The organism is Novosphingobium mathurense (assembly GCF_900168325.1).
In the GTDB taxonomy this organism is placed as follows: Bacteria; Pseudomonadota; Alphaproteobacteria; order Sphingomonadales; family Sphingomonadaceae; genus Novosphingobium; species Novosphingobium mathurense.
In genome coordinates, this window is the sequence record NZ_FVZE01000003.1 from 316553 (window position 1) to 335816 (window position 19264).

Annotated in this window: 14 protein-coding genes; 4 read left to right on the top strand and 10 right to left on the bottom strand. The window is 60.9% G+C overall.

Going from position 1 to position 19264, the window contains the following annotated elements; all coding sequences use genetic code 11:
* Window positions 1-42: 42 nt before the first annotated feature.
* The 7 genes from B5483_RS12465 to B5483_RS12495 form a co-directional block, all read right to left on the bottom strand.
* A complete protein-coding gene (locus tag B5483_RS12465; protein WP_079730572.1) occupies window positions 43-2196 on the bottom strand; it encodes a TonB-dependent siderophore receptor in 2154 nt (717 codons plus the stop codon).
* Between the two features lie 514 nt (window positions 2197-2710).
* Window positions 2711-3322 carry a hypothetical protein gene (locus tag B5483_RS12470; RefSeq protein WP_054944550.1) on the bottom strand — a complete coding sequence of 204 codons (612 nt, stop codon included), beginning with the start codon at window positions 3320-3322 and terminating at the stop codon, window positions 2711-2713.
* 1 nt (window position 3323) lies between these two features.
* Window positions 3324-4058, bottom strand: coding sequence for a HupE/UreJ family protein (locus B5483_RS12475; protein ID WP_079730573.1), 735 nt, complete (start codon window positions 4056-4058; stop codon window positions 3324-3326).
* Window positions 4059-4063: 5 nt separating this feature from the next.
* Window positions 4064-4462 (bottom strand): hypothetical protein, encoded by a 399-nt coding sequence (locus tag B5483_RS12480; protein ID WP_054944549.1) that lies wholly within the window; start codon window positions 4460-4462, stop codon window positions 4064-4066.
* A 58-nt stretch (window positions 4463-4520) separates the two neighbouring features.
* The gene (locus B5483_RS12485; RefSeq protein ID WP_139383983.1) at window positions 4521-5273 is read right to left on the bottom strand and encodes a DUF4198 domain-containing protein; all 753 of its coding nucleotides are present in this window, start codon (window positions 5271-5273) and stop codon (window positions 4521-4523) included.
* A 215-nt stretch (window positions 5274-5488) separates the two neighbouring features.
* Window positions 5489-6472, bottom strand: a complete 984-nt coding sequence (locus B5483_RS12490) for a FecR family protein (protein ID WP_245829107.1) — start codon at window positions 6470-6472, stop codon at window positions 5489-5491.
* Window positions 6465-6965: a sigma-70 family RNA polymerase sigma factor gene (locus B5483_RS12495; protein WP_054944547.1), complete on the bottom strand. Its 501-nt coding sequence runs from the start codon at window positions 6963-6965 to the stop codon at window positions 6465-6467. The genes B5483_RS12490 and B5483_RS12495 overlap by 8 nt, the downstream gene beginning before the upstream one ends.
* A 107-nt stretch (window positions 6966-7072) precedes the next feature.
* Here B5483_RS12495 and B5483_RS12500 point away from each other — a divergent pair, with 107 nt between their 5' ends.
* Window positions 7073-9595 (top strand): TonB-dependent receptor, encoded by a 2523-nt coding sequence (locus B5483_RS12500; RefSeq protein ID WP_245829109.1) that lies wholly within the window; start codon window positions 7073-7075, stop codon window positions 9593-9595.
* A 9-nt stretch (window positions 9596-9604) separates the two neighbouring features.
* On the opposite strand, the gene B5483_RS12505 is transcribed toward B5483_RS12500, so the two are convergent.
* Entirely contained in the window at window positions 9605-9922 is a 318-nt protein-coding gene (locus B5483_RS12505) for a hypothetical protein (protein ID WP_079730575.1), read from the bottom strand.
* A 17-nt stretch (window positions 9923-9939) separates the two neighbouring features.
* Here B5483_RS12505 and B5483_RS12510 point away from each other — a divergent pair, with 17 nt between their 5' ends.
* Together B5483_RS12510 and B5483_RS12515 are read left to right on the top strand one after the other, a co-directional pair.
* Window positions 9940-12237: a TonB-dependent receptor gene (locus B5483_RS12510; RefSeq protein ID WP_079730576.1), complete on the top strand. Its 2298-nt coding sequence runs from the start codon at window positions 9940-9942 to the stop codon at window positions 12235-12237.
* A gap of 13 nt (window positions 12238-12250) precedes the next feature.
* Window positions 12251-13576 carry an amidohydrolase gene (locus B5483_RS12515; protein WP_079730577.1) on the top strand — a complete coding sequence of 442 codons (1326 nt, stop codon included), beginning with the start codon at window positions 12251-12253 and terminating at the stop codon, window positions 13574-13576.
* Between the two features lie 132 nt (window positions 13577-13708).
* On the opposite strand, the gene B5483_RS12520 is transcribed toward B5483_RS12515, so the two are convergent.
* Together B5483_RS12520 and B5483_RS12525 are read right to left on the bottom strand one after the other, a co-directional pair.
* Window positions 13709-14752 carry a MucR family transcriptional regulator gene (locus B5483_RS12520; protein WP_245829112.1) on the bottom strand — a complete coding sequence of 348 codons (1044 nt, stop codon included), beginning with the start codon at window positions 14750-14752 and terminating at the stop codon, window positions 13709-13711.
* Window positions 14753-14959: 207 nt separating this feature from the next.
* The gene (locus B5483_RS12525) at window positions 14960-17386 is read right to left on the bottom strand and encodes a TonB-dependent receptor (protein WP_245829115.1); all 2427 of its coding nucleotides are present in this window, start codon (window positions 17384-17386) and stop codon (window positions 14960-14962) included.
* Window positions 17387-17785: 399 nt separating this feature from the next.
* Between B5483_RS12525 and B5483_RS12530 the strand changes: the two genes are divergently transcribed.
* Window positions 17786-19261: a flavin-containing monooxygenase gene (locus B5483_RS12530; RefSeq protein ID WP_079730580.1), complete on the top strand. Its 1476-nt coding sequence runs from the start codon at window positions 17786-17788 to the stop codon at window positions 19259-19261.
* Window positions 19262-19264: the final 3 nt, after the last annotated feature.

Here is a 19264-nt window from a genome sequence, read left to right on the forward strand (position 1 = left end):
TGCTGGGAAGGGAGCGGCGGGAACGCTGTCGGGAGGCCGTCCTTAGAAGGAGAAGTCAACCCGGAAAGTTACCGCGCGCGGCTGGCCCGGCGAGACCCAGTACCGGTGGTAAGATGCCGGATAGTAGGTCACGTTGAACAGGTTTGTGGCATCGACGCTGAGCTTGACGCCATCGCTGGGCGCATAACTCGCCAGGGCGCGAACCAGCGTGTAGTCGGGCAGGTAGAAGTCGATGCCCGTTTCGCCGAGACGCTTGCTGGTGTAGTTGACTCCGCCGCCGATGGTTACGACGCCGGCATCGCCGAGATCGAATTCCTTGGTCACGAGCAGGTTGGCTGCGTGCTTGGGAATGTTGATCAGCGGATCGCCGGGCTGAATGTTCAGGCCGAAGCTGACGTCGAGTGCAGCGCTGGTCCACACGGCGTCGGTGTAGGCGTATGTCGCGAAGACATTCAGCCCGCCGGGCAACTTGGCGTTGACGTCCGCCTCGATGCCCCGGCTGCGAGCCTTGCCGGCTGCAAGCGAGAAACCGGCATTTACCGGGTCGCTCGTCAGGATGTTGTTCTTCTTCATTGTATAGGCGGCAAGCGTTGCAGTGATCATGTTATTAGGTGACACGAAGCGCAGGCCGGCCTCGTAGGACTTGCTGGTTTCCGGTGCGAACGGGTTGCCGGCAAAGTCGATACCGCTGTTGGGACGGAAACCCGTGCCGTAGCTGGCATAAACGCTCAGTGTGTCGGTGAGCTGGTAGAGCGCGCCGATCGTCGGGCTGAACCGCTTCTTGACGACTATGGTGGTTGTGCCGTTGAGGTTGTTCACGATCTCCTGGCGGAAGTGGTCATAGCGACCGCCGCCACGGATCTTGAACGCATCGGTGATGTCGATCTGGTCCTGGAAATAGACGCCCCAGGACTTCTGGGTTTCTCTGGAGTCTTGGATCGTCGAGGTCGGGATTGGAAGCTGACCATAGACCGGATTGTATATGTCAATCGCGTTGTTCGCAGCCGTAATCGGAGTGCCGGCCGTATAAGGACTTGGACGGAACCGCATCTGGTTCAGATTGATCTTGAAGCGATCCCAGTCAGCGCCAACGAGGACATGGTGCGCGATCGAACCGGTGTAGAGTTTGCCCGAGATCTCGCCGCGGAACACCAGGTTGGTGGTGTTGTAATCGCGGTGGCGGCGCTGCCTGGAAAGGTAGTTACCGGTCTCTTCAAGCGTCTGGCGGCTGCCAGCCAGTTCAGGATCGCTCGAATAGCCCCTGAACTTGGTATCGCGGTAGCCGAAACCGGCCAGGAAGACCCAGTCCTTTGCGATGTCCTGCTGGAACTGGACCTGGTGACCGAGTACCTTGACCTTGGTCGGGCCATCGCCGGGTTCACCAAGGAACGTTGAGCGCGGGATCAGGCCGAGTACACCGTCGACGGCAACTACGCCGCGATCGAAGGGCACTTCCTGATCGACGAACTCCATTTCGTAGCTGATGCTCGTCGAGGACGAGGGTTCGAACAGTACGGAGGGCGATGCGACGATCTTGTTCGAATCGACCGTGTCGCGGAAGCTGCCGGCATCCTGCGCGGCGCCATTGAGACGAATCGCAACCTTGTCGGTCAGGGCAAGGTTGTAGTCGCCTTCGACGCGATAGGTCGAGAAGCTGCCGGCCGAAGCTGCAAAACTGCCGAAGGTGCTGTCGAGCGTTGCCTTCTTGGTGATGATATTCACCGTACCGCCGGGCTCGCCACGGCCGAATACGGCGCCGTTCGGGCCCTTGAGGACTTCGATGCGCTCGATGTTCGAAGCATCGCGCGGGCCGCCGTAACCGCGGCCACCGTTGAAGCCGTTGACGAGGAAGCCGCTCGGGAAGTTCTCATCGCCGGCAAAGCCACGGACCGCGAATGCATCCCACAGGCCGCCGAAATTGTTCTGACGGGCGATGCCGCTTGCCAGGTCGAGGGCGGTATCGAGTCGGGTTATATTCAGGTCCTGGAGCATCTTGCCGTCGATCTGCTGGACCGACTGCGGGATCTCTGCGAGCGGAACATCGCCGCGATACTGCTGGCGCTGGCCGACGACGGTAATCGTGTCGTCAGTGCCGGCATCATTCGGCGCATCGTCTGCCATGGCAATGGTTGGGAAGGCGATCATTGCCGTCCCTGCCAACAGGGAAGCTTGAACTGCGGAATTTAGAATTCTCATCTTCTGACCCCTCACTTGAGTTGTTCCCACGTCCTGCAAATTCCATTCGAGCAGATCTTGTGCGCTACATACTCCGCCAATTTCCGCGGATTCAGCGACCTGTCCGCTTCTTTTTGCTACGTCGAGGCTATCTGGAGCCTGACAAATCTTTCATCGTAACTGGGGGGGGCGAGCGAATGATTATGACGAATTGTGGTCATAGTCCAATTATTCTGCCGTGCCCTTGTCGAAAGGTTGTTCAGCAGGACCTGCCGGTCCCGATAAGTTGATTGTGCACTTGCGATATTGATGGGTTGATGATTGGGCGGATGCTGGATTCGCTGTTTAGTTATGCATTTGTGCGACGCAGCATTATGGTGACGTGCCTGCACTATGTCGGCTCCAGTCAAACCCATTCCGGGGCTCCGGAACAAATTATTATGCTCTTTCTAATTTCGGCGGGGCAAAAAAGAAGGGCGAAGCGCCGGATGGAAGCGCTTCGCCCTTGTTCAGGCTCGGGAATGTCCCGGGTGGATCAGGGTTTGAAAAGATCTTTGTAAAAGCCGGCCACCTTGACAGTCACCTTGACCGGGGTGTCGCCCTTGTTGCGCCAATACCAGCCATGCGTGCCGTCGAAAGTCGCAGTGAAATCGCCTTGACCCGCTTCACTCTGGCGTTCTTTCCAGTAGCTGGTGAATTCATCGTCTGCGGCGTTCACGGGTTCACCGTGCATATCGACCTTTACCGCTCCGCCCGTCGAACGCCACGAAAAGACGAAGCTGTCGCCCTTGACCATGTGCGCCTTGATTTCTGCGCCGCTGTGCGGAGCCAGGTCGAGGGTAAGCTCGTCTTCGCGCCAGGGGGTAGCGCGTTCGATAGAAGCGCGCGTCGGCGTTGCCAGTGCGGAAGTCGGGCCTGTCACGGCGGGGGCGGTATCGTCTTCCTCTTCCAATACGGCCATGCCGGAGATGCCCAGTCTGGCGCCGATGCCGGTTGGATCGATGCCATATTCGGCAGGCAGGACGAACAGGGTGAGGACGCCCCCCGCCGCGACGGCGGCACCAAGGCAAGCCTTGGCGAGTGTGGCCGGAGTGGCCTGGACGTTGCGCGGAAGCGCGGCGGTATCGGTGGGATAGGAAGTGGCCATGTCAGGCTCCCTGGGTGAAGTAGCCGGTCAGCTGGTAGCCGACGAGGACGAAGCCGGCGCACATCAGCGCCGCGTTTGCAGCGATGGCGCTGCGCTGGAAACTTCCGCTCAGGCGCCAGATGTTCATGGCAATGAGGATCAGGCCAAGTGCCATGAACTGCCCAAGCTCGACGCCGACATTGAACGACAGCAGGTTCGGTATCATACCCTCGGGCGAGAGAGTAAGGTCCTGCAGTTTGGTCGCGAGGCCGAAGCCGTGGAACAGGCCGAATACGAATACCGCGGCACGCGGATTGGGCGCCCAGCCGAACATCGTGCGAAAACCGTCAAGGTTGTCGATTGCCTTGTAGGCGACGGACAGGCCGATGATGGCATCGACGATGTAGGGATTGGCTCGAATGTCGAAGATCGTGCCGATCAGCAGAGTGGAGCTGTGACCGATCGCGAACAGCGTGACGTAAGTCCCGATGTCCTTCATCCGGTACAGGAAGAAGATGACCCCTGCGAGGAAGAGCAGGTGATCATATCCCGTCACCATGTGCTTCGCGCCGAGGTACATGTAGGGCAGGATGGCGATGCCCGAACTGCCCTCGATAAAGGCTCTGTCAGCCTCTCCCACGCCGTGGGCCTGGGCCGTTGCCGCCAAAGCCAATGCAGCGAAAAGTGCGCCGCCTGTTGCCAGCGGACGTCCCGCCGCACCAAGGCGGCGGGACGCAGCAAGGAATGCCTCGCGCATTGGCGTCAGATCTTGAAGCTGGCGAACGTCTTCGCGCCGCTGCTCTTGTTGACCATCGAGACGACGACCTTTGAACCGGCCTGGAGTTTGACGCCGGGCGCAGCGAATTGGTTCCCCTTGACCGCACTCATTGCCGAAGTGGACTTGGCACCCGAGGCACTCGTCACGATCAGCTTGGCGCTGAAATCGCTGGCCGGCAGGGGTTCGTCTTCCTCGCTGATGTAGACATCGACGCCCTTGGCGCCCTTGACGAGTTCGAAAAGGGTTTCGCCCGACATCTGGACCATGCCGCCGTGTTGGGGCTTCATGCTGCCGTGCGCATAGGCGGCGCCCGGGATCAGGGCGGCAGGGGCCGCGACCAGCAGGCTTGCGGCGAACATGGCGGGAAATGCGGAAATCTTCATCGTTGTATCTCCGTGTATCGGATGCGCGATTACCGGCTTTGTCGGCCGATACCGCGGATCATTCAGGCAGATGCGGCAGAACGAACGAAAGCGAAGAGCGATGTTCGACCTGGTCGTACTTCGTAGGCTGGTCAGAGGGTGCGACGTAGATGCCGACCAGGACATTGAGGCCCTGATTGCGCAAGGTGATCGTGGCCGTGCCGTCAGCATCGGTCTTCACCGGGACCTGGTCGGGATCGGTGACGTAGTCGGAAATGATCTGGACGCCTGCTGTGGGCTTTCCGTTGAGATAGGCGCGGACCTTGAGTGGCTTGCCCTTGTCTTCGGGAATCGTGCCGACCGGAACGAGTTGGAGTGTCATGCCTTCGAAAAGCGGTACTTGTGTCTTCGGCAGCTTTTCGAGGTGCAGAGCGTATTTCCAGTTGTGCTCGGACAGGGCGACGTCGGCAACTTCATCCTTCGTCGTGTTGTGCCATACCCCGCTATTGTCCTTGGTCCAGTTGCCGTAGTCCATGACTGCCGTCACAGCTTGGATCGGCTCGTCACTGTCGACAACAGGAACGATGCCGGCTTCGCGCAGTGTCGTTTCCACCGGCTGCCAGTTTTCGTCATAGCCCTTCACGAGCGTGATATGTTTCATGCGGCCAACGGCATCGAGATCGTCGGCGCCCACGCCGTAGATCAGGGCGACTTGCTTGGCGCGTTGTGCGAACCAGATGGCATGGGCATCGGCAGGCGTTATCGAGGTAAGTCCAAGCGCCAGGGCTGAGGCTAGAGTGGATGCGAGCAGGAAGGGCGAACGTCGCGACAATGATCTTCTCCTCGGGTTTTGTTGAACGCAGCATGAGGTGATGCCAGCGCAACATATTGCTTTTTGTGCGAGCCCGATCGGAAGCAAATTGCGAAATAGCCAGCTGCGCAGCAGCATCGCATGCTGCGGCCTTTATTGGTCGCATTGCGGTTATGCAGTGGGCCGGCTCTGTCCACAGGCGCTTGCAGGGCGCCGATTTCCGGCCTTTGGGAAGATTATCGCTGGGCGGCTAGAGGTGCCTGCCCCTGCGTTACGGCAATGCCCATTGCCTCCAGGGCGATGCGAATGTCCCGGATGTTGCCGAGCTGGAACGTGCCGCTTATCTGCGCTTGCGCATCAGCGGGGTCATCGAGGACGAGCGGTCTTGACAGGTAGGGGTTGAGCTTTTCCAGAACCTGCGAGACCGGTTGGGCATCGAAGCTGACCGCCCCCGTCGTCCACTCGCTGACGCTGGCAGGATCGCTCTTTGCGATGATGTAGCTGCCGCTCATGTCCCGGGACAGTTCCTCTCCAGGTATGAGTTCGGCAGTCTGGACGCTGTCGGCAACCCGTACCTTGCCCTGTGAAAGCATGACGATCGGATCGTCGCGGCGTTGCGACACCATGAAGCGCGTTCCCAATGCGGTCACGCTGCTATCGCCCGAAGTGACGATGAAGGGGCGGTCGGCGTCATGCGCGACGTCAAAGAAGGCGCGGCCCTGTTTCAGGGTCAGGCGACGTGCATCGTTGGACAGCGATACTTCCACGCGCGAGACCGCGTCGAGCGTCACGGTAGAGCCATCGGAAAGCCGATAGGCACGGGGCGCCTCGTGTCCGTTCGCCAACACCTGCAGCGCCTGGGAAGCGGTTACGCCGGGGCGGTCGACCCAGATATAGCTGCCCAGTCCGAAGACGAGGAGCAGGCAGGCGGCAATCGGGGCCCAGTGAGCAAGCGTGCGACGCGGCGAACGTGCCTCGGTCTCGCTATCGTCTTCTTCGTCGGCGCCATCATTGGCAGCCAGCCGCGCACGCGCTGCCGATCGCATGGAAAGGATGCGCGGATCGTCCTTCACGGCATCGAGCGATCGCCACAGGTCTTCGGCTTCCTGCAGCGCTTGCGGCTTTTCCCCCGAAGGCCGTGTCTTGCCTGAAGGGTCGCGCAGGAAAGCAGCCAGTTCCCTGTCGCTCATGCCATCGCCTTGCGAATGCCGATCAGTCATCGCTCTGCTCCAGCAATGTGCGCATCGCCTTCATCATATGCTTCTCGACCGCGCTGACCGAAATGCACATGGCTGCCGCAATCTGGCGGTTATTCAGATTTTCAAACCTGCTCAACACGAAGATATCTCGCGTACGCTCCGGCAACCGGCCGATGCGCGCAACGATCCTTTCCATCTCATCCTTGCCCATCAAGACGCGCTCGGGCGTGATCTCCTCAACAGGATGGCGAACTTCGGTCAATTCATCGTGCCGGTTGGCGGCTCTGACCTCACTGCGGCGGAAGCGATCAGTCACCACGCTGCTGGCAGTGCGAAACAGATAGGCGCGCGGATTTTCGATGACGCTCCTGTCGGGAAGCCGGCAAAGGCGCATCCAGACGTCCTGCACGACATCATCCACATCCTCGGCTCGATCGATGCGACGCAGCAGCCATTGTCGCAGTACGGGCAGATGCGGGATAATCGCGTTGTGCAGGGTGTTAAGTTCGCTCATCCGTGGCCCAAGTGTGAAAAAACTCGTGCGCCGACTGTCATGAACGGCGAATCGGGTTAGGGTAGCCAAACATACGCGCATCAGGAAACACGCAAGAGACTTCGAATTTGGCAATCTTACGGCTGGCCCTGATCGTTGCCGCGGCGTGGACCTTTTCCGCACTCGCGGGATCACATGCGTTCGCCGCGCCGAACCGCATTTCGCTGGCCGATGCCCTGCAGGCTCTGGCGCGGCGCGGGCACCTGTCCATTCTCTTTCGGCCGGAAACGGTATCCGGAATCACCGCGGAGCAGCCCGGCAAGTCGGTCAGTCCTGAAGCCGGCCTCGAGGCCGTGCTGCGCGGAACGGGCCTGCGTGCAAAGCGCATTGCGCCGCGGTCCTTCGTGATCGAGCGCGTGGAACAGGGCAAGGCCGAGAGCATTGGACATGCTTCTACAATAGAGGTCGAGCGAGCGGTACACCCAAGCGCCCCTTCTTCCATCGTTGTGACCGCACTGCGAAGACCAACGCTCTTGCTCGATACGCCGGTCAGCATGGTCGTACTGGGCGGGGATGAGTGGCGCAGGTTCGCCGGACGGACCAATGCCGACGTCGTCAAGCTGGCTCCAAGCCTGGCGATTTCTTCGCCGGGCTCGGGTCTGGACCGCATGTCCCTGCGCGGTGTGTTCAGTGCGGGCGAGCCGAGCGTCGGGCTCTACTACGGCAACGTACCGGTGCTGGGGCCTTCGGGCTCATCTTCGGATCCGGGCCTCATGACGCCCAATCTCCTCCTGGTAGATGTCGAGCGGATCGAGGTGCTGCGCGGGCCGCAGGGCACGCTCTATGGCGCAGGCTCCCTTGCGGGGACGATGCGGGTCCTGTTTCGCCAGCCTGAACTGGATGCCAACTCCGGCAGCGTGGATGCCTCGGTGTCGCTGGTGGAAGGCGGAGGCACGGGCTTCGATGCCTCCACGGTGGTCAACATGGTCGTTGCGCCCGATCGCGCGGCCCTGCGCGCAGTTGCCTATCGCAGGCGCGAAGCCGGTTTCGTGGACAACGTTCCGTTGAGGAAGAGCGATATCGGCACCAGGGATGATGTGGGCGCGCGGCTCTCCCTGATGTGGGAGCCCGAAGTCGATTGGTTTCTCTCTCTCGAGGGCGCCTACCAGGAGACCGATTTCGATGATTTTGGCAGCAGTAGCGGAGACCTTGGCACCTATCGGACAGGCCGTGAAGTGCGTCTGCCCTTCTCGAGCCGGTTCTGGATGGTTTCGGGCATAGTTCGGGGCGCGCTTGGCAGAGCCGACATGGAGCTTTCGGCGTCGCGCTATCGGTGGGTGCCGCGCCGCAGCCTCGATTTCACCAGAGTGCTGGAAGATCTGCGCGGAGACCAGCATGCCTGTGCGGGCTACTTCGGGCGTTTGCCCGAAATCGGGTGTTCGACCGGGGAACTGGCCGATTTTGGCAACTATCTGGATTCGGTAACCCCGGCAGTCCTGGATCAACCGCTGCGCGTGACCGGCACATCGGCGGAGCTGCGCGTTTCGGGGAGCGGTAAGCTCGACTGGACGACCGGACTTTTCTTCAATCGTCGGATCGATAGCGGTGAAAGCTCAGCCCACCGGGTCGATGGCGAAGGCATGATCGACGGTGAGACGCCTGCACAGAGCCTGCGAAGGTTCTCAGGTGCGCTGAGGCAGTTTGCGGCCTTCGGCGATCTGACATGGCACGTTACCGACCTGCTCGATATCACAGCCGGCGGGCGTTATTTTCGCTATCGGCGTTACGCCAGCGGAGAGAGTCTGTGGCGCAATCCGGCAACCGAACTCTATGGCAGTGATGCTCCGGTCTCCTATGGCTACTCGACGAGAGGAACTGCAGGCCGCATCCGCTTGGATTTCCATCCCGGCGCCGATTGGTTGATCTACGGAGAAGTCGCACAGGGGTTTCGGCCGGGCGGCGTCAACATCATACCGGGCTTGCCGAGTGAGGCGGCCGTTTATCGTGGGGACCGGATCGTCAGTCGTGAACTGGGCTCGCGCCTGTCGCTTGCGCGTGACGCGGTTCAGATCAGTGGTGCGCTGTTTCGCCAGACTTGGTCGGACATGGAAGTCTCGGCGATCACCAACAATGGCGCCTTTGCCATTATCAGCAATCTTGGCAATGCGCGCATCGATGGGGTCGAACTGGGGTTGGACGCGCGCGCTGGCGAGCATTTCGAGGCGCGGGTGCAGACGACATACCTCGATGCCCGCCTCACCTCCAACCAGTTGAGTGAGATCGCGCAGGCAACGGGTCGGCGGGGCGACCGGCTGCCTTATGTCGCCCCGCTCATCGTCAGCAGCGTTCTGACAGGGCGCTGGAACCTGGATGAGGGTATGCGTCTCACAGTCGGCTTATATGGGCATTATACTGGCCGGCATTATTCGAGGTCGGATCGCGGCGACATTCGCGCAATGCGGCTCGGGGGCGGCGGATCGATCGATCTTCGCGCGAGTTTGGAATTGGCCGGGCATTCCTTGTCCGTCGGTGTGAGCAACCTGACAGGGAGTCACGAACGGGTCTGGGCAGCCGATACCGTATTCGCACCGCGAACAGTCACGCGGATCCAGCCGCGGACAGTCTCGGTCGGTCTGAGTTCAAGATTCTGATTTACAATATTATTTTTTCGCCCCCTGCTGCACTGCAAAAAAACTTTCACATTCCGGTACGGACTCGTCGCGGATTTGCGTCTTCCTGATTGAATACCCTTCGGGTCGCACCAGAGGGTAAGTCGGAGATGTGGCGCTGTGACCGGATTGAACGGCAATGCAGACGGAAAAATCGGGCAGCTGTCCGTAATCCTGTTGCCTGCCGAAGCGATCGGTCGGCTCCGGCCCCTGCTCCGCCTTCAAAGTCCAGAACAACAGAACAAGAGACGTCAGGGAAGGATCGCTCGGAAGGCTGGCAGACCGCCAGACATAATCGTCCTGAACCAAGGGGGGCATTCTTCCATATGAAGTCTTCGATCACCACGGCCACACTTCTGGCCGCCGTATCCCTGTTTCCGATGGCAACAATGGCCCAAACGGCAAATTCCGTTGCCGATAACGAAAGTGCCGGAGCCAACGAAGGCATTCTCGCTTCGGGCGACATCGTCGTCACGGCCCTGCGGCGCGATTCCACCCTGCAGGAAACTCCGATCAGTATCGCGGCGATGAGCGGCGAGACGCTGCGCGACATGGGTTCCAGCGAACTCTCCGGTTACTTCCGCCAGGTTCCCAACCTCAACGTGACGCAGGGCCAGATCGGCAGCAGCCGCATCAGCATCCGCGGTGTCAACGCGGCCGGTGAAGCCACCGTTGGACTTTATTACGACGAGACGCCGGTCACCGGGCCTAGCGGCACGACGCAGGACCCCGGTGCGGTGGCAGCCAACCTGAACCTCTTCGATGTCGAGCGCGTGGAAGTTCTGCGCGGTCCGCAAGGTACGCTTTACGGCGCAAGCTCCATGGCAGGTACCTTGCGCATCATCTTCAATAAGCCCGATGCCTCGACTTACGAGACGGCTGCAGAGGCCGAAGCATCGGCGATCGACGGCGGCGGTACCGGATATGGCGCCAAGGCCATGGTCAACATGCCCATCGTGGAAGACAAGCTGGCGGTTCGTCTTGTCGGCTACTATCAGAAAAAGCCGGGCTTCATCGACAATGTCCGTTACGGCGACAGGAACATCAACGACAGCACGGCGCGCGGCGTTCGCGCCCTGATCGGCTACGAGCCGGGGCCGGACACGACCGTCACGGCCACTGCCATTTACGAGAAGTCCACGGCTGACGATCAGCAGGGCTGGTATCCCCAGGTCGGTCGCTACAAGACGGACTCCTACGTGCGCCTGCCCTTCAACAGCGAGATGCAGCTTTACAATCTCAAGGCGGACCAGGACTTCGGCTTCGCCACGCTGACCGCGACGGGCACCTACTACAAGTTCAACATCGTGCGCACCGTCGACTTCACTCCCGCAGTGGCCGCGCTCGGCTCGCTGCCCAGCACTTGCAGCGCCTACTACGGGTTGAGCGCCGCGTGCTCGGCGGACCAGCAGAGCGCCTTCAGCGATTATGCGTCCTCCGTCCTGCCTGCGATCGGGTATCAGCCGGCATGGCTCAAGTCGCAGAACTACGAAGTGCGGCTGGCGTCCAACGGCACCAACTTCATCGACTGGACGATCGGCGGCTACTACGAGCACCGCAAGGACCACATCGACAGCAACGTGACCAGCGTCAGCGCCGTGGACGGGGCGATCCCCGACCCGCTGCGTAACCTGAGCTATCGTTACGTCGAGACGAAGGTGCGGCAGATGGCCGGGTTCGGCGAAGTAACCCTGCATCCGACCGACAAGCTCAGCCTGACGGGCGGCCTGCGGTATTACGACTACACGAAGTCCACCGGTGGCGAGGCGACGCTCGCCAGCCCGCTGACCGCCAGCATGCTCGCTGACTATTCGAAGGTGAAGGCGAGCGCTCACGGCCTGATCGAGAAATTCAACGTCAGCTACAACTTCACGCCGGATCTCATGGCCTATGCCACCGCGGCCAAGGGTTTCCGCCCGGGCGGTGCGAACAATATTCCGATCCTGCCGGAAAACCTCATTGCCTATGACGCCGATAGCCTGTGGAACTATGAAGCCGGCATTAAGACCAGCTGGCTGGGCGGCGATGTGGTCTTCAACGCTGCCGTGTTCCAGATCGACTGGAGCAACATGCAGCTGAGTGCGCGCACGGCCGACGGCCTCTACTCCTTCCTGACCAATGCAGGTGCAGCGCGCATCCGCGGCGGTGAAGTGGACCTGACGGTCCGCCCTCTGGCAGGTCTCTCGCTGTCCGTTTCGGGCGGCTACACCGATGGCAAGCTGACCGAAGACCAGGCAAACGACGACATCCTCGTGACTGCATCGAGCGGCAGGAAGGGCGATCGTCTGCCCAACAGCCCAAAGTGGAGCAGCGCTGCTTCGGCTTCCTACAAGTGGGCACTGAACGATCGCTTCGACGGTTTGCTGCGCGCGGACTTTGCCTACACGGGCAAGATGAAGTCGAATGTCAGCAGCACCGATCCGTACCTTACCTACTACGGGGACTACGCAACCCTGAACCTCAGGGCTGGTGTTGAGAACGAGACCTGGGGCATGGCGGTCTACGTCAACAATGTCACCGATACGGTGGGTAACGTCAGCCAGACCAACGGCTTCGGCTACAGCAACCTGACCTTCTCGATCCAGCCGCGCACGTTCGGCGTGAATTTCCACTTTGCAATGTAAGGAGACCCAACCGATGAAGAAGTCACCACTCTTGCTGATTCTGGCGGGACTGGCTGCCTCTCCGGCGGTTGCGGCTACGCCCGACCCCAAGGCAGACCTTGCGCGGATCGATGCCGTGCTCGACAAGAACTATCCGCAGCTCCAGGCGCTCTACGAGGACATTCACGCGCATCCCGAAGTCGCCTTTCAGGAAACGCGTACGGCGGCATTGCTGGCTGGCAAGATGCGCAAGCTCGGCTTTACCGTGACCGAGAAGGTCGGCGGCACCGGCATCGTTGCGATCTATCGCAACGGTGACGGGCCTACCGTCCTCGTGCGGACCGAGCTTGACGGTCTGCCAGTTCTCGAAAAGACCGGCTTGCCCTATGCCAGCCATTACACGCAGGAGATCGACGGAAAGGTCACGCCTACGATGCATGCCTGCGGGCATGACATCCACATGACCTGGTGGGTTGCCACGGCGGAAGCCCTGCTGGCGATGAAGGATCGTTGGCACGGAACGTTGATGTTCATCGGCCAGCCCGCCGAAGAAACCGTCAGCGGTGCCAAGGCCATGCTCGACGATGGCCTGTTCACGCGCTTCCCCAAGCCCGACTATGGCTTCGCCGCCCATGTCGGACCCGATGCCACCGGCAATGTGCGTTTCAAGGAAGGCATGTCTTCCTCGGCCTCGGATCAGCTGCGCATCACCTTCAAGGGCAAGGGCGCACACGGCTCGATGCCGGCATCGAGCATCGATCCGATCGTGATGGGCGGGCACTTCGTGAGCGACGTCCAGTCGATCCGCAGCCGGGAGGTCGATCCGGCCAAGTTCGGCGTGATCACAGTCGGCAGCTTCCATGCCGGAACGGCAGCCAACATCATTCCCGATACGTCGGTCCTGCAACTCACCTTGCGTTCGCATGAGCCCAAGGTGCGGCAACAGCTGATGGACGGCGTGAAGAAGACGGCCGACGCCGTTTCGGCCATGGCCGGCGCGCCAGACCCGCAGATCGATTACCTCTATGGCACTGCGGCACTCTACAACGATCCGAAGCTGACGGATTCCGTTGCGGCCGTGGTCAGGGAGGCTGTGGGCGGTAATGTCACGGTGGAATCGGAAGACAAGCCGGCGGCTTCGGGCAGCGAAGACTATTCGGAATTCGTTACGGCAGGCGTCCCGTCGGTCTTCGTGGGCATTGGCGGAGTCGATGCGGACGTGCTGGCAGGTTACGTCAAGAAGGGCGAGAAGCCCCCGGTGAACCACTCGCCGTTCTTTGCGCCCGATCCCGAACCGGCAATTCGCGCGGGCGCGCAGGCGCTTTCGCTGGCCGTGCTCACGGTAGCAGGCACCGAATAACCCTGGGTCAGGGGAGCGCTCCTGCGTTCCCCCAAAGATCCCCTGCATGAAAAAGCCCCGCATGTCGCAGTGTCATGCGGGGCTTTTTTCTGGCCGATAACGGCGCCTCCGGGCGCCTTACCGGCGTGTCGCTTACTTGAAGACCGGCGAAAGCTTCGGACGGTCCTTGCGGGCCGGCTTCGAGCTGGCGGAACTGTCGGCAGTCGAAGGCGCGGCAGCGCTCTTGCTTTCGGGGGCCGGACTGGTCGCGCTTGCAGCGGGAGCCGGCGTTGCTGCCGGAGCCGAAGCAGGGGCGTCCTTTTTGCTGTCCTGTGCCGCAGTGGTCTTGGCGGCAGCCTTGGGTGCAGCAGCCTTCTTGGCCGCAGGAGCCTTCTTTGCACGGGGCTTGGCCGGGGCCTTGGTCGCCTTCTTGGCAGGCGCGGCCTTGGCCGCCGCGGGCGCTGCGTCTTTCTTGGCATCGGGCGCGGTGGCTGCCGGCTTCGCGGCGGTATCAGCTGCCTTCGCAGCCGGTGCGCTCTTTGCCTTTGCAGTCGTGGCACTCTTCGCGGCGGTCGTCTTCGCAGCAGCCCTGGGCTTGGTTGCGGTCTTCTTGGCAGCAGCGGACTTCGCCTTCGCCGGAGCCTGCGCCTTGGCCGGTGCGGCTTCCTTGGCCTTGGCCGCAGGAGCGGCGGTGTCCTGGCCGCTGCGATCGATGTTCTTGGCTACCTTGCGGCGCAGCTCGGAATAGGCCCGGGCCACGATCGGGTAGTCCGAAGGCAGGTCGTAGCGTGCCTTGTATTCGGCTTCGGTCAGGCCGTGCTTGCGCAGGTGGCGCTTGAGCGTCTTGAACTTCTCACCGGTGATGAGCGAGACGATGAAGTTCGGATCGCTGTGCGATTCCTTGGCGGATACGGCCGGTTTGACTGCGGCGGCAGGCTTGGCCGGCTCAGCGGTTTCGGCCTTGGCAGCCGACTGCTCTGCCTTCGGCGCTGCGGCCGGTTTTGCGGCGGCGGGCTTGGCAGGAGCCTTGTCCTCGGTCTTCGCCAACGCGGGCATCGGCGCATCTTCGCCGAATTCCGAAACGGCCTTGAATACATCGCTGAGCAGCGAAGGTAGCTGAGAGGCATTCAGCTTGTTGTTGTTCACAAAGGCTGTGACAAGGTCCAGCGAAGCCTGACGTGCGTCGAAATCTGCCATATCCATCCAACTTGAAAGTAGCTCTGCGCGAGCAGGGGAGTCTCAAAACGGGCCCATAGACACTATTGGTATATTAGATGTCAAATATTCGATTGCATAGAGTGAAATGTCCGTTCCCGTGATGGGACAGCGCTACCGGGGTAATGGGCATGAAAAACCCCGGGGGCTTGCCTTGAAGCCCCCGGGGTCGGATTTGTTTCCGTCAGGTCAGAATTCTTTGCGCACCGTCATCCCGATCTTGCGCGGGCTGCCGATGTTATATCCGAGACGCGCCCGGCCGCCGCGTTCGCGATCCAGCGACATCAGGGCGTTCTTGTCCAGCAGGTTGTTGACGTAGAGCGACACGGACAGGCCGTTGTCGAGGCTTACGCTCGTCGAGAGATTGACGAGATCGTAGGACGGAAGGCGATAGGATCCGAAGTCATAGGCTCCTGTTCCGAATGCGCCGGTCGCGGGATCGTAGAATATCGAATTGGTAAACGATCCTGCGCCCGGTTCCTGGTCGGCAAGCTGGGTGAAGCGATTGCCGACGTGCTGGTAGCTTGCGGTGAAGGCCCAGTCGATGCCGTCACTGATCTCGGTTTCGTATGTGGCCGAAGCCGAGATCTGGAACTTCGGGACAGTCGGCAGGCGATTGCCCTTGCGGATACCGGCGATGACCGCGCCCGAACCGTCGAGGACGGTGCTGTCGATCTTGGAATCGATGTAGCTGCCGTTCACGCTGACGTCGAAACCGTCCATGAGCCGGGCCGCGAGTTCGGCCTCGACGCCGGTCGTATGGGCCTTGGGTACGTTGAACAGCACGCGCGAAGAGCAGCTGCCGGCATCGGCGGTGACTTGGAGATTCCTGATCTCGTTATGGAACACCGCACCGTTGAAGGTGATGCCACCAGTATGCGCCTTGATGCCGCCTTCGTAGTTCCACAGCGTTTCGTCGTCGAAGGTCGGGCGGTTGCCGTATGTCGCTGCGTCCGGACCGGTCGCTCCTCCCGAACAGAGCGGGATATTCAATGGATCGTTGACGCCACCGAGGCGGAAGCCTTTCGATGCCTGAAGGTTCAACGTGACGTCCGGACTGGCTTCAAAGCTGGCGATGAAGCGTGGCGAGAAGCCTGTGGAACTGGTCTTGTCGCCGATATTGTTGTCGCCATTCGCGAAGATGCCGCCAGAGACGAAGTCGCGCTTTTCCTTGAAGTCATAGTAGCGACCGCCGGCGGTGAGCTTGAACTGCCCCAACTTGTAGCTGGCCTCGCCGAATACCGCCGCCTGCTTGATGATGTACGGGATGTCGGCATTGTAGGGCGAGTCTGCCGGGAAGCCGTTTGCGACCGAGGCTGAAGTTCCGGCACCAAGTGTGGCGTCGACGATCGCATCGTATCCAGGAGTCGGCAGGCGCTGCGCGTATGTGCGGTCGACGTGGCTGTAGAAGCCGCCGAACACCCACTGGAATGGCCCGGTGCCGGTGGAAGCCAGGCGCAGTTCCTGGGTCCATTGCTTGAGCTTCGTTCTGTCGCGCAGTTCGGAAGGCAGGTTCGCCAGCGATCCGTCGACACCCAGGTCAAGGGCGAAGGGCGAAACGGAGACCGAGCCGGTCAGCGCCGAAGCATCGCGAGCGACCAGAATGTTGCGATGGATATAAGTCGTGACCGAGGTGACGGCGATCGTGTCGGTCACGTCTGCATTGATCGTCAGGTCCGCCAGCGTCGTCTTGTCGCGGAACTGTTCACGCAGCTTGAGGTACTGGGTCCGCTCCGGAAGGATCTGCGAGGCATCGATCAGCGGATTGTAGTAGAGGTGGTAAGTATCCTCGCGGTTGAAGCCGTTGGTCTTGATATCCTGATAGATGATGCGCGGGGTCACCTTGATGCCCGGGCTCGGTTCCCACAAAACGCTGGCACGTCCGCCGTAGCGATTGCCATCGTTGATGTTCTTGCCCGCTGCCGGGCCGATCGCATCGACGAAACCGGCGTAGTGTTCGGCATAGCCTACAAGCCTGATCGCCGCGGTTTCGCCGAGCGGTACGTTGACGGCCGCCTTGCCGTCATATCCGACATCGCCGCCTTTCAACACATTTGCACCAGCTTCCACAGTGCCTTCGACGATGTCGAGCTTGGGCTGCTTGGTGATATAGCGGACCGTGCCGCCTTCGGAGCCGGAACCGAACAGCGTGCCCTGCGGGCCACGCAGCGTCTCGATACGATCGAGGTCGAACAAGTCGAAGTCGGGCGTGAACAGTGACAGTGAGATCACCGATTCATCCATGTAGACGCCAACCTGCTCCTTCACGCCGGGCTGGTCGCGTACGACCTGGCCGGCGGAGACGCCGCGGATCGAGACCTGGCTCTGGCCGGGGCCGAGGTTTTGGACGGTCAGGCCGGCGATGGAGCGTGAAACGTCCTCGATCGAGGTGGCTCCCGAACGGCGCATGGCTTCTGCGGTCTGAGCATTGATCGAAAACGGAACGTCCTGGATGGATTCGTTGCGCTTGGTGGCGGTGACGATGATTTCGTTGTTGTAGGTTTCCCCGCCGCCCTGATTGGCTTCGTCCTGCGCTGCAGCAGCAGCGGAAAAGGCGATCAGGCTGAAACAGACGCCGCCGACAAACATGGCCTTGGATTGAAGTCTCGTATTCATTTCGTTCCCCTCCCTAATGGAGAAATGATTGAATATTATGTATATAGTTCTACGAGAATTGGATTTTCAGGTTTTGTGTTCCTCCTGCACGAACATGTAATCCGTTCTTTCGCCTTTGGCGCGTGGCAGGTGCATGGCGGCTGTAATTTTTGCGCCGCCGTTGCACTTTCGCCACGTATCGCACTGGCCGGCCTGAACGTGTAATCGTCGAACCCGTACGAACTGGGGAAAGGGTCTTTCGATACGATCCTGTGGAAGAATGCGCGGTTGCATTATCCTGGCACGTGGTTGGGCCAATTGCAGAAAGAAAATTGCGCGGGGCATAACCCTGATGGGTTATGCCCGAAGTCGACCCAGAGCCTACCAGAGTCCCCGGAGAATTGATTACGGGAACATGCAATGAGTGATGGCAAGTCAAGGCGTTCGATCAGGAGCGCAATCATCGGCGCGGGGATGGCGGGGATTCTCGCTGCAATAAAGCTGAAGCAGCGCGGCGAGGATTTCGTTGTGTTCGAGAAGGCGGACCGCATCGGCGGGACCTGGCGCGAAAATCGCTATCCCGGTCTGACCTGCGACGTACCCTCGCACGCCTATACCTACTCTTTCGAGCCCTATCCCGACTGGAAGGCCAACTTTGCCGACGGTGCCGAGATCCACGGTTACTTCGAGATGGTAACCGACAAGTACGGTATTCGCGATCAGATCCGGTTCGGGTGCGAGGTCACCGCAGTCGATTGGGATGATGCGACCAGCAGTTGGACCGTGACCATCGCATCGGGAGAGACTTATGTCGCCGATGTGGTCATCGCGGCCTCGGGTGTTCTGCACCATCCCAAACTGCCCGAAATAGAAGGGCTGGATAGTTTCGAGGGCAAGTCTTTCCACACGGCTCGTTGGGATGACGAGGCAAAGATAGACGGCGGATGCGTCGGCCTGATCGGGTGCGGGTCGACCGGGATCCAGATCGTTACCGCCATCAACAGGCGGGTCGAGCGGCTGGTGCATTTCCAGCGCAGCCCGCAGTGGATCCTGCCGGTTCAGCAGTTCGCGTTCACTGACGAGCAACGCGCCGCCTTCCGGGCCGATCCGAAGCTGATCGATGCCATCCGCTACAGCGATGAATACCTCGGCGCGGTCCTTCGCTTCACGCGCGCGATTACGGATATCGACGGAGCGCAGATGCAGGAGATCGAGGAGATCTGCAGGCAGAACCTGGAGACGTCGGTGCGGGATCCGGAGCTGCGCGAGAAGCTGCGGCCCGATTATCGCGCTGCCTGCAAGCGTCTGATCTATTCCTGGAGCTACTACGAAGAGGTCCAGCACCCAGCGGTCTTCGTGGAAACTGGTGGCATCGCTCAGGTCGAACCCAAGGGCGTGCGCATGGCCGACGGCACTTTCCATGAACTGGACACGCTGATCCTGGCAACCGGCTTTCGTGCCGATCGCTTCATCCGGCCGGCCGGTGTGACGGGGCAGGGCGGCAGGACGCTCGATGATTTCTGGTCGGTCCGGCCCAGTGCCTATTATGCGGTGACCCTGCCGGATTTTCCGAACTTTTTCATGCTCAATGGTCCGACCGGTCCAGTCGGCAACTTTTCGCTGATCGACATTGCCGAGCGGCAGTGGGCCTATATCGACCAGTTGATGGATCTCCTGCGCACCGGTGAAGCGCGCGCCGTTGCTCCGAAGGCGAGTGCCCATGCCGATTACGAGGAGCGCCGTATCGCGGCAGCGAAGACGACGATCTTCGGATCCGGGTGCTCGAGCTGGTATCTCGATGCCACCGGCGTCCCGTCAAGCTGGCCATGGGGTTACGAGGACTTTGCCGAAGCCATGACCGTGCCGAAATTCGAAGACTACGCGATCGCTGCCTGAGCG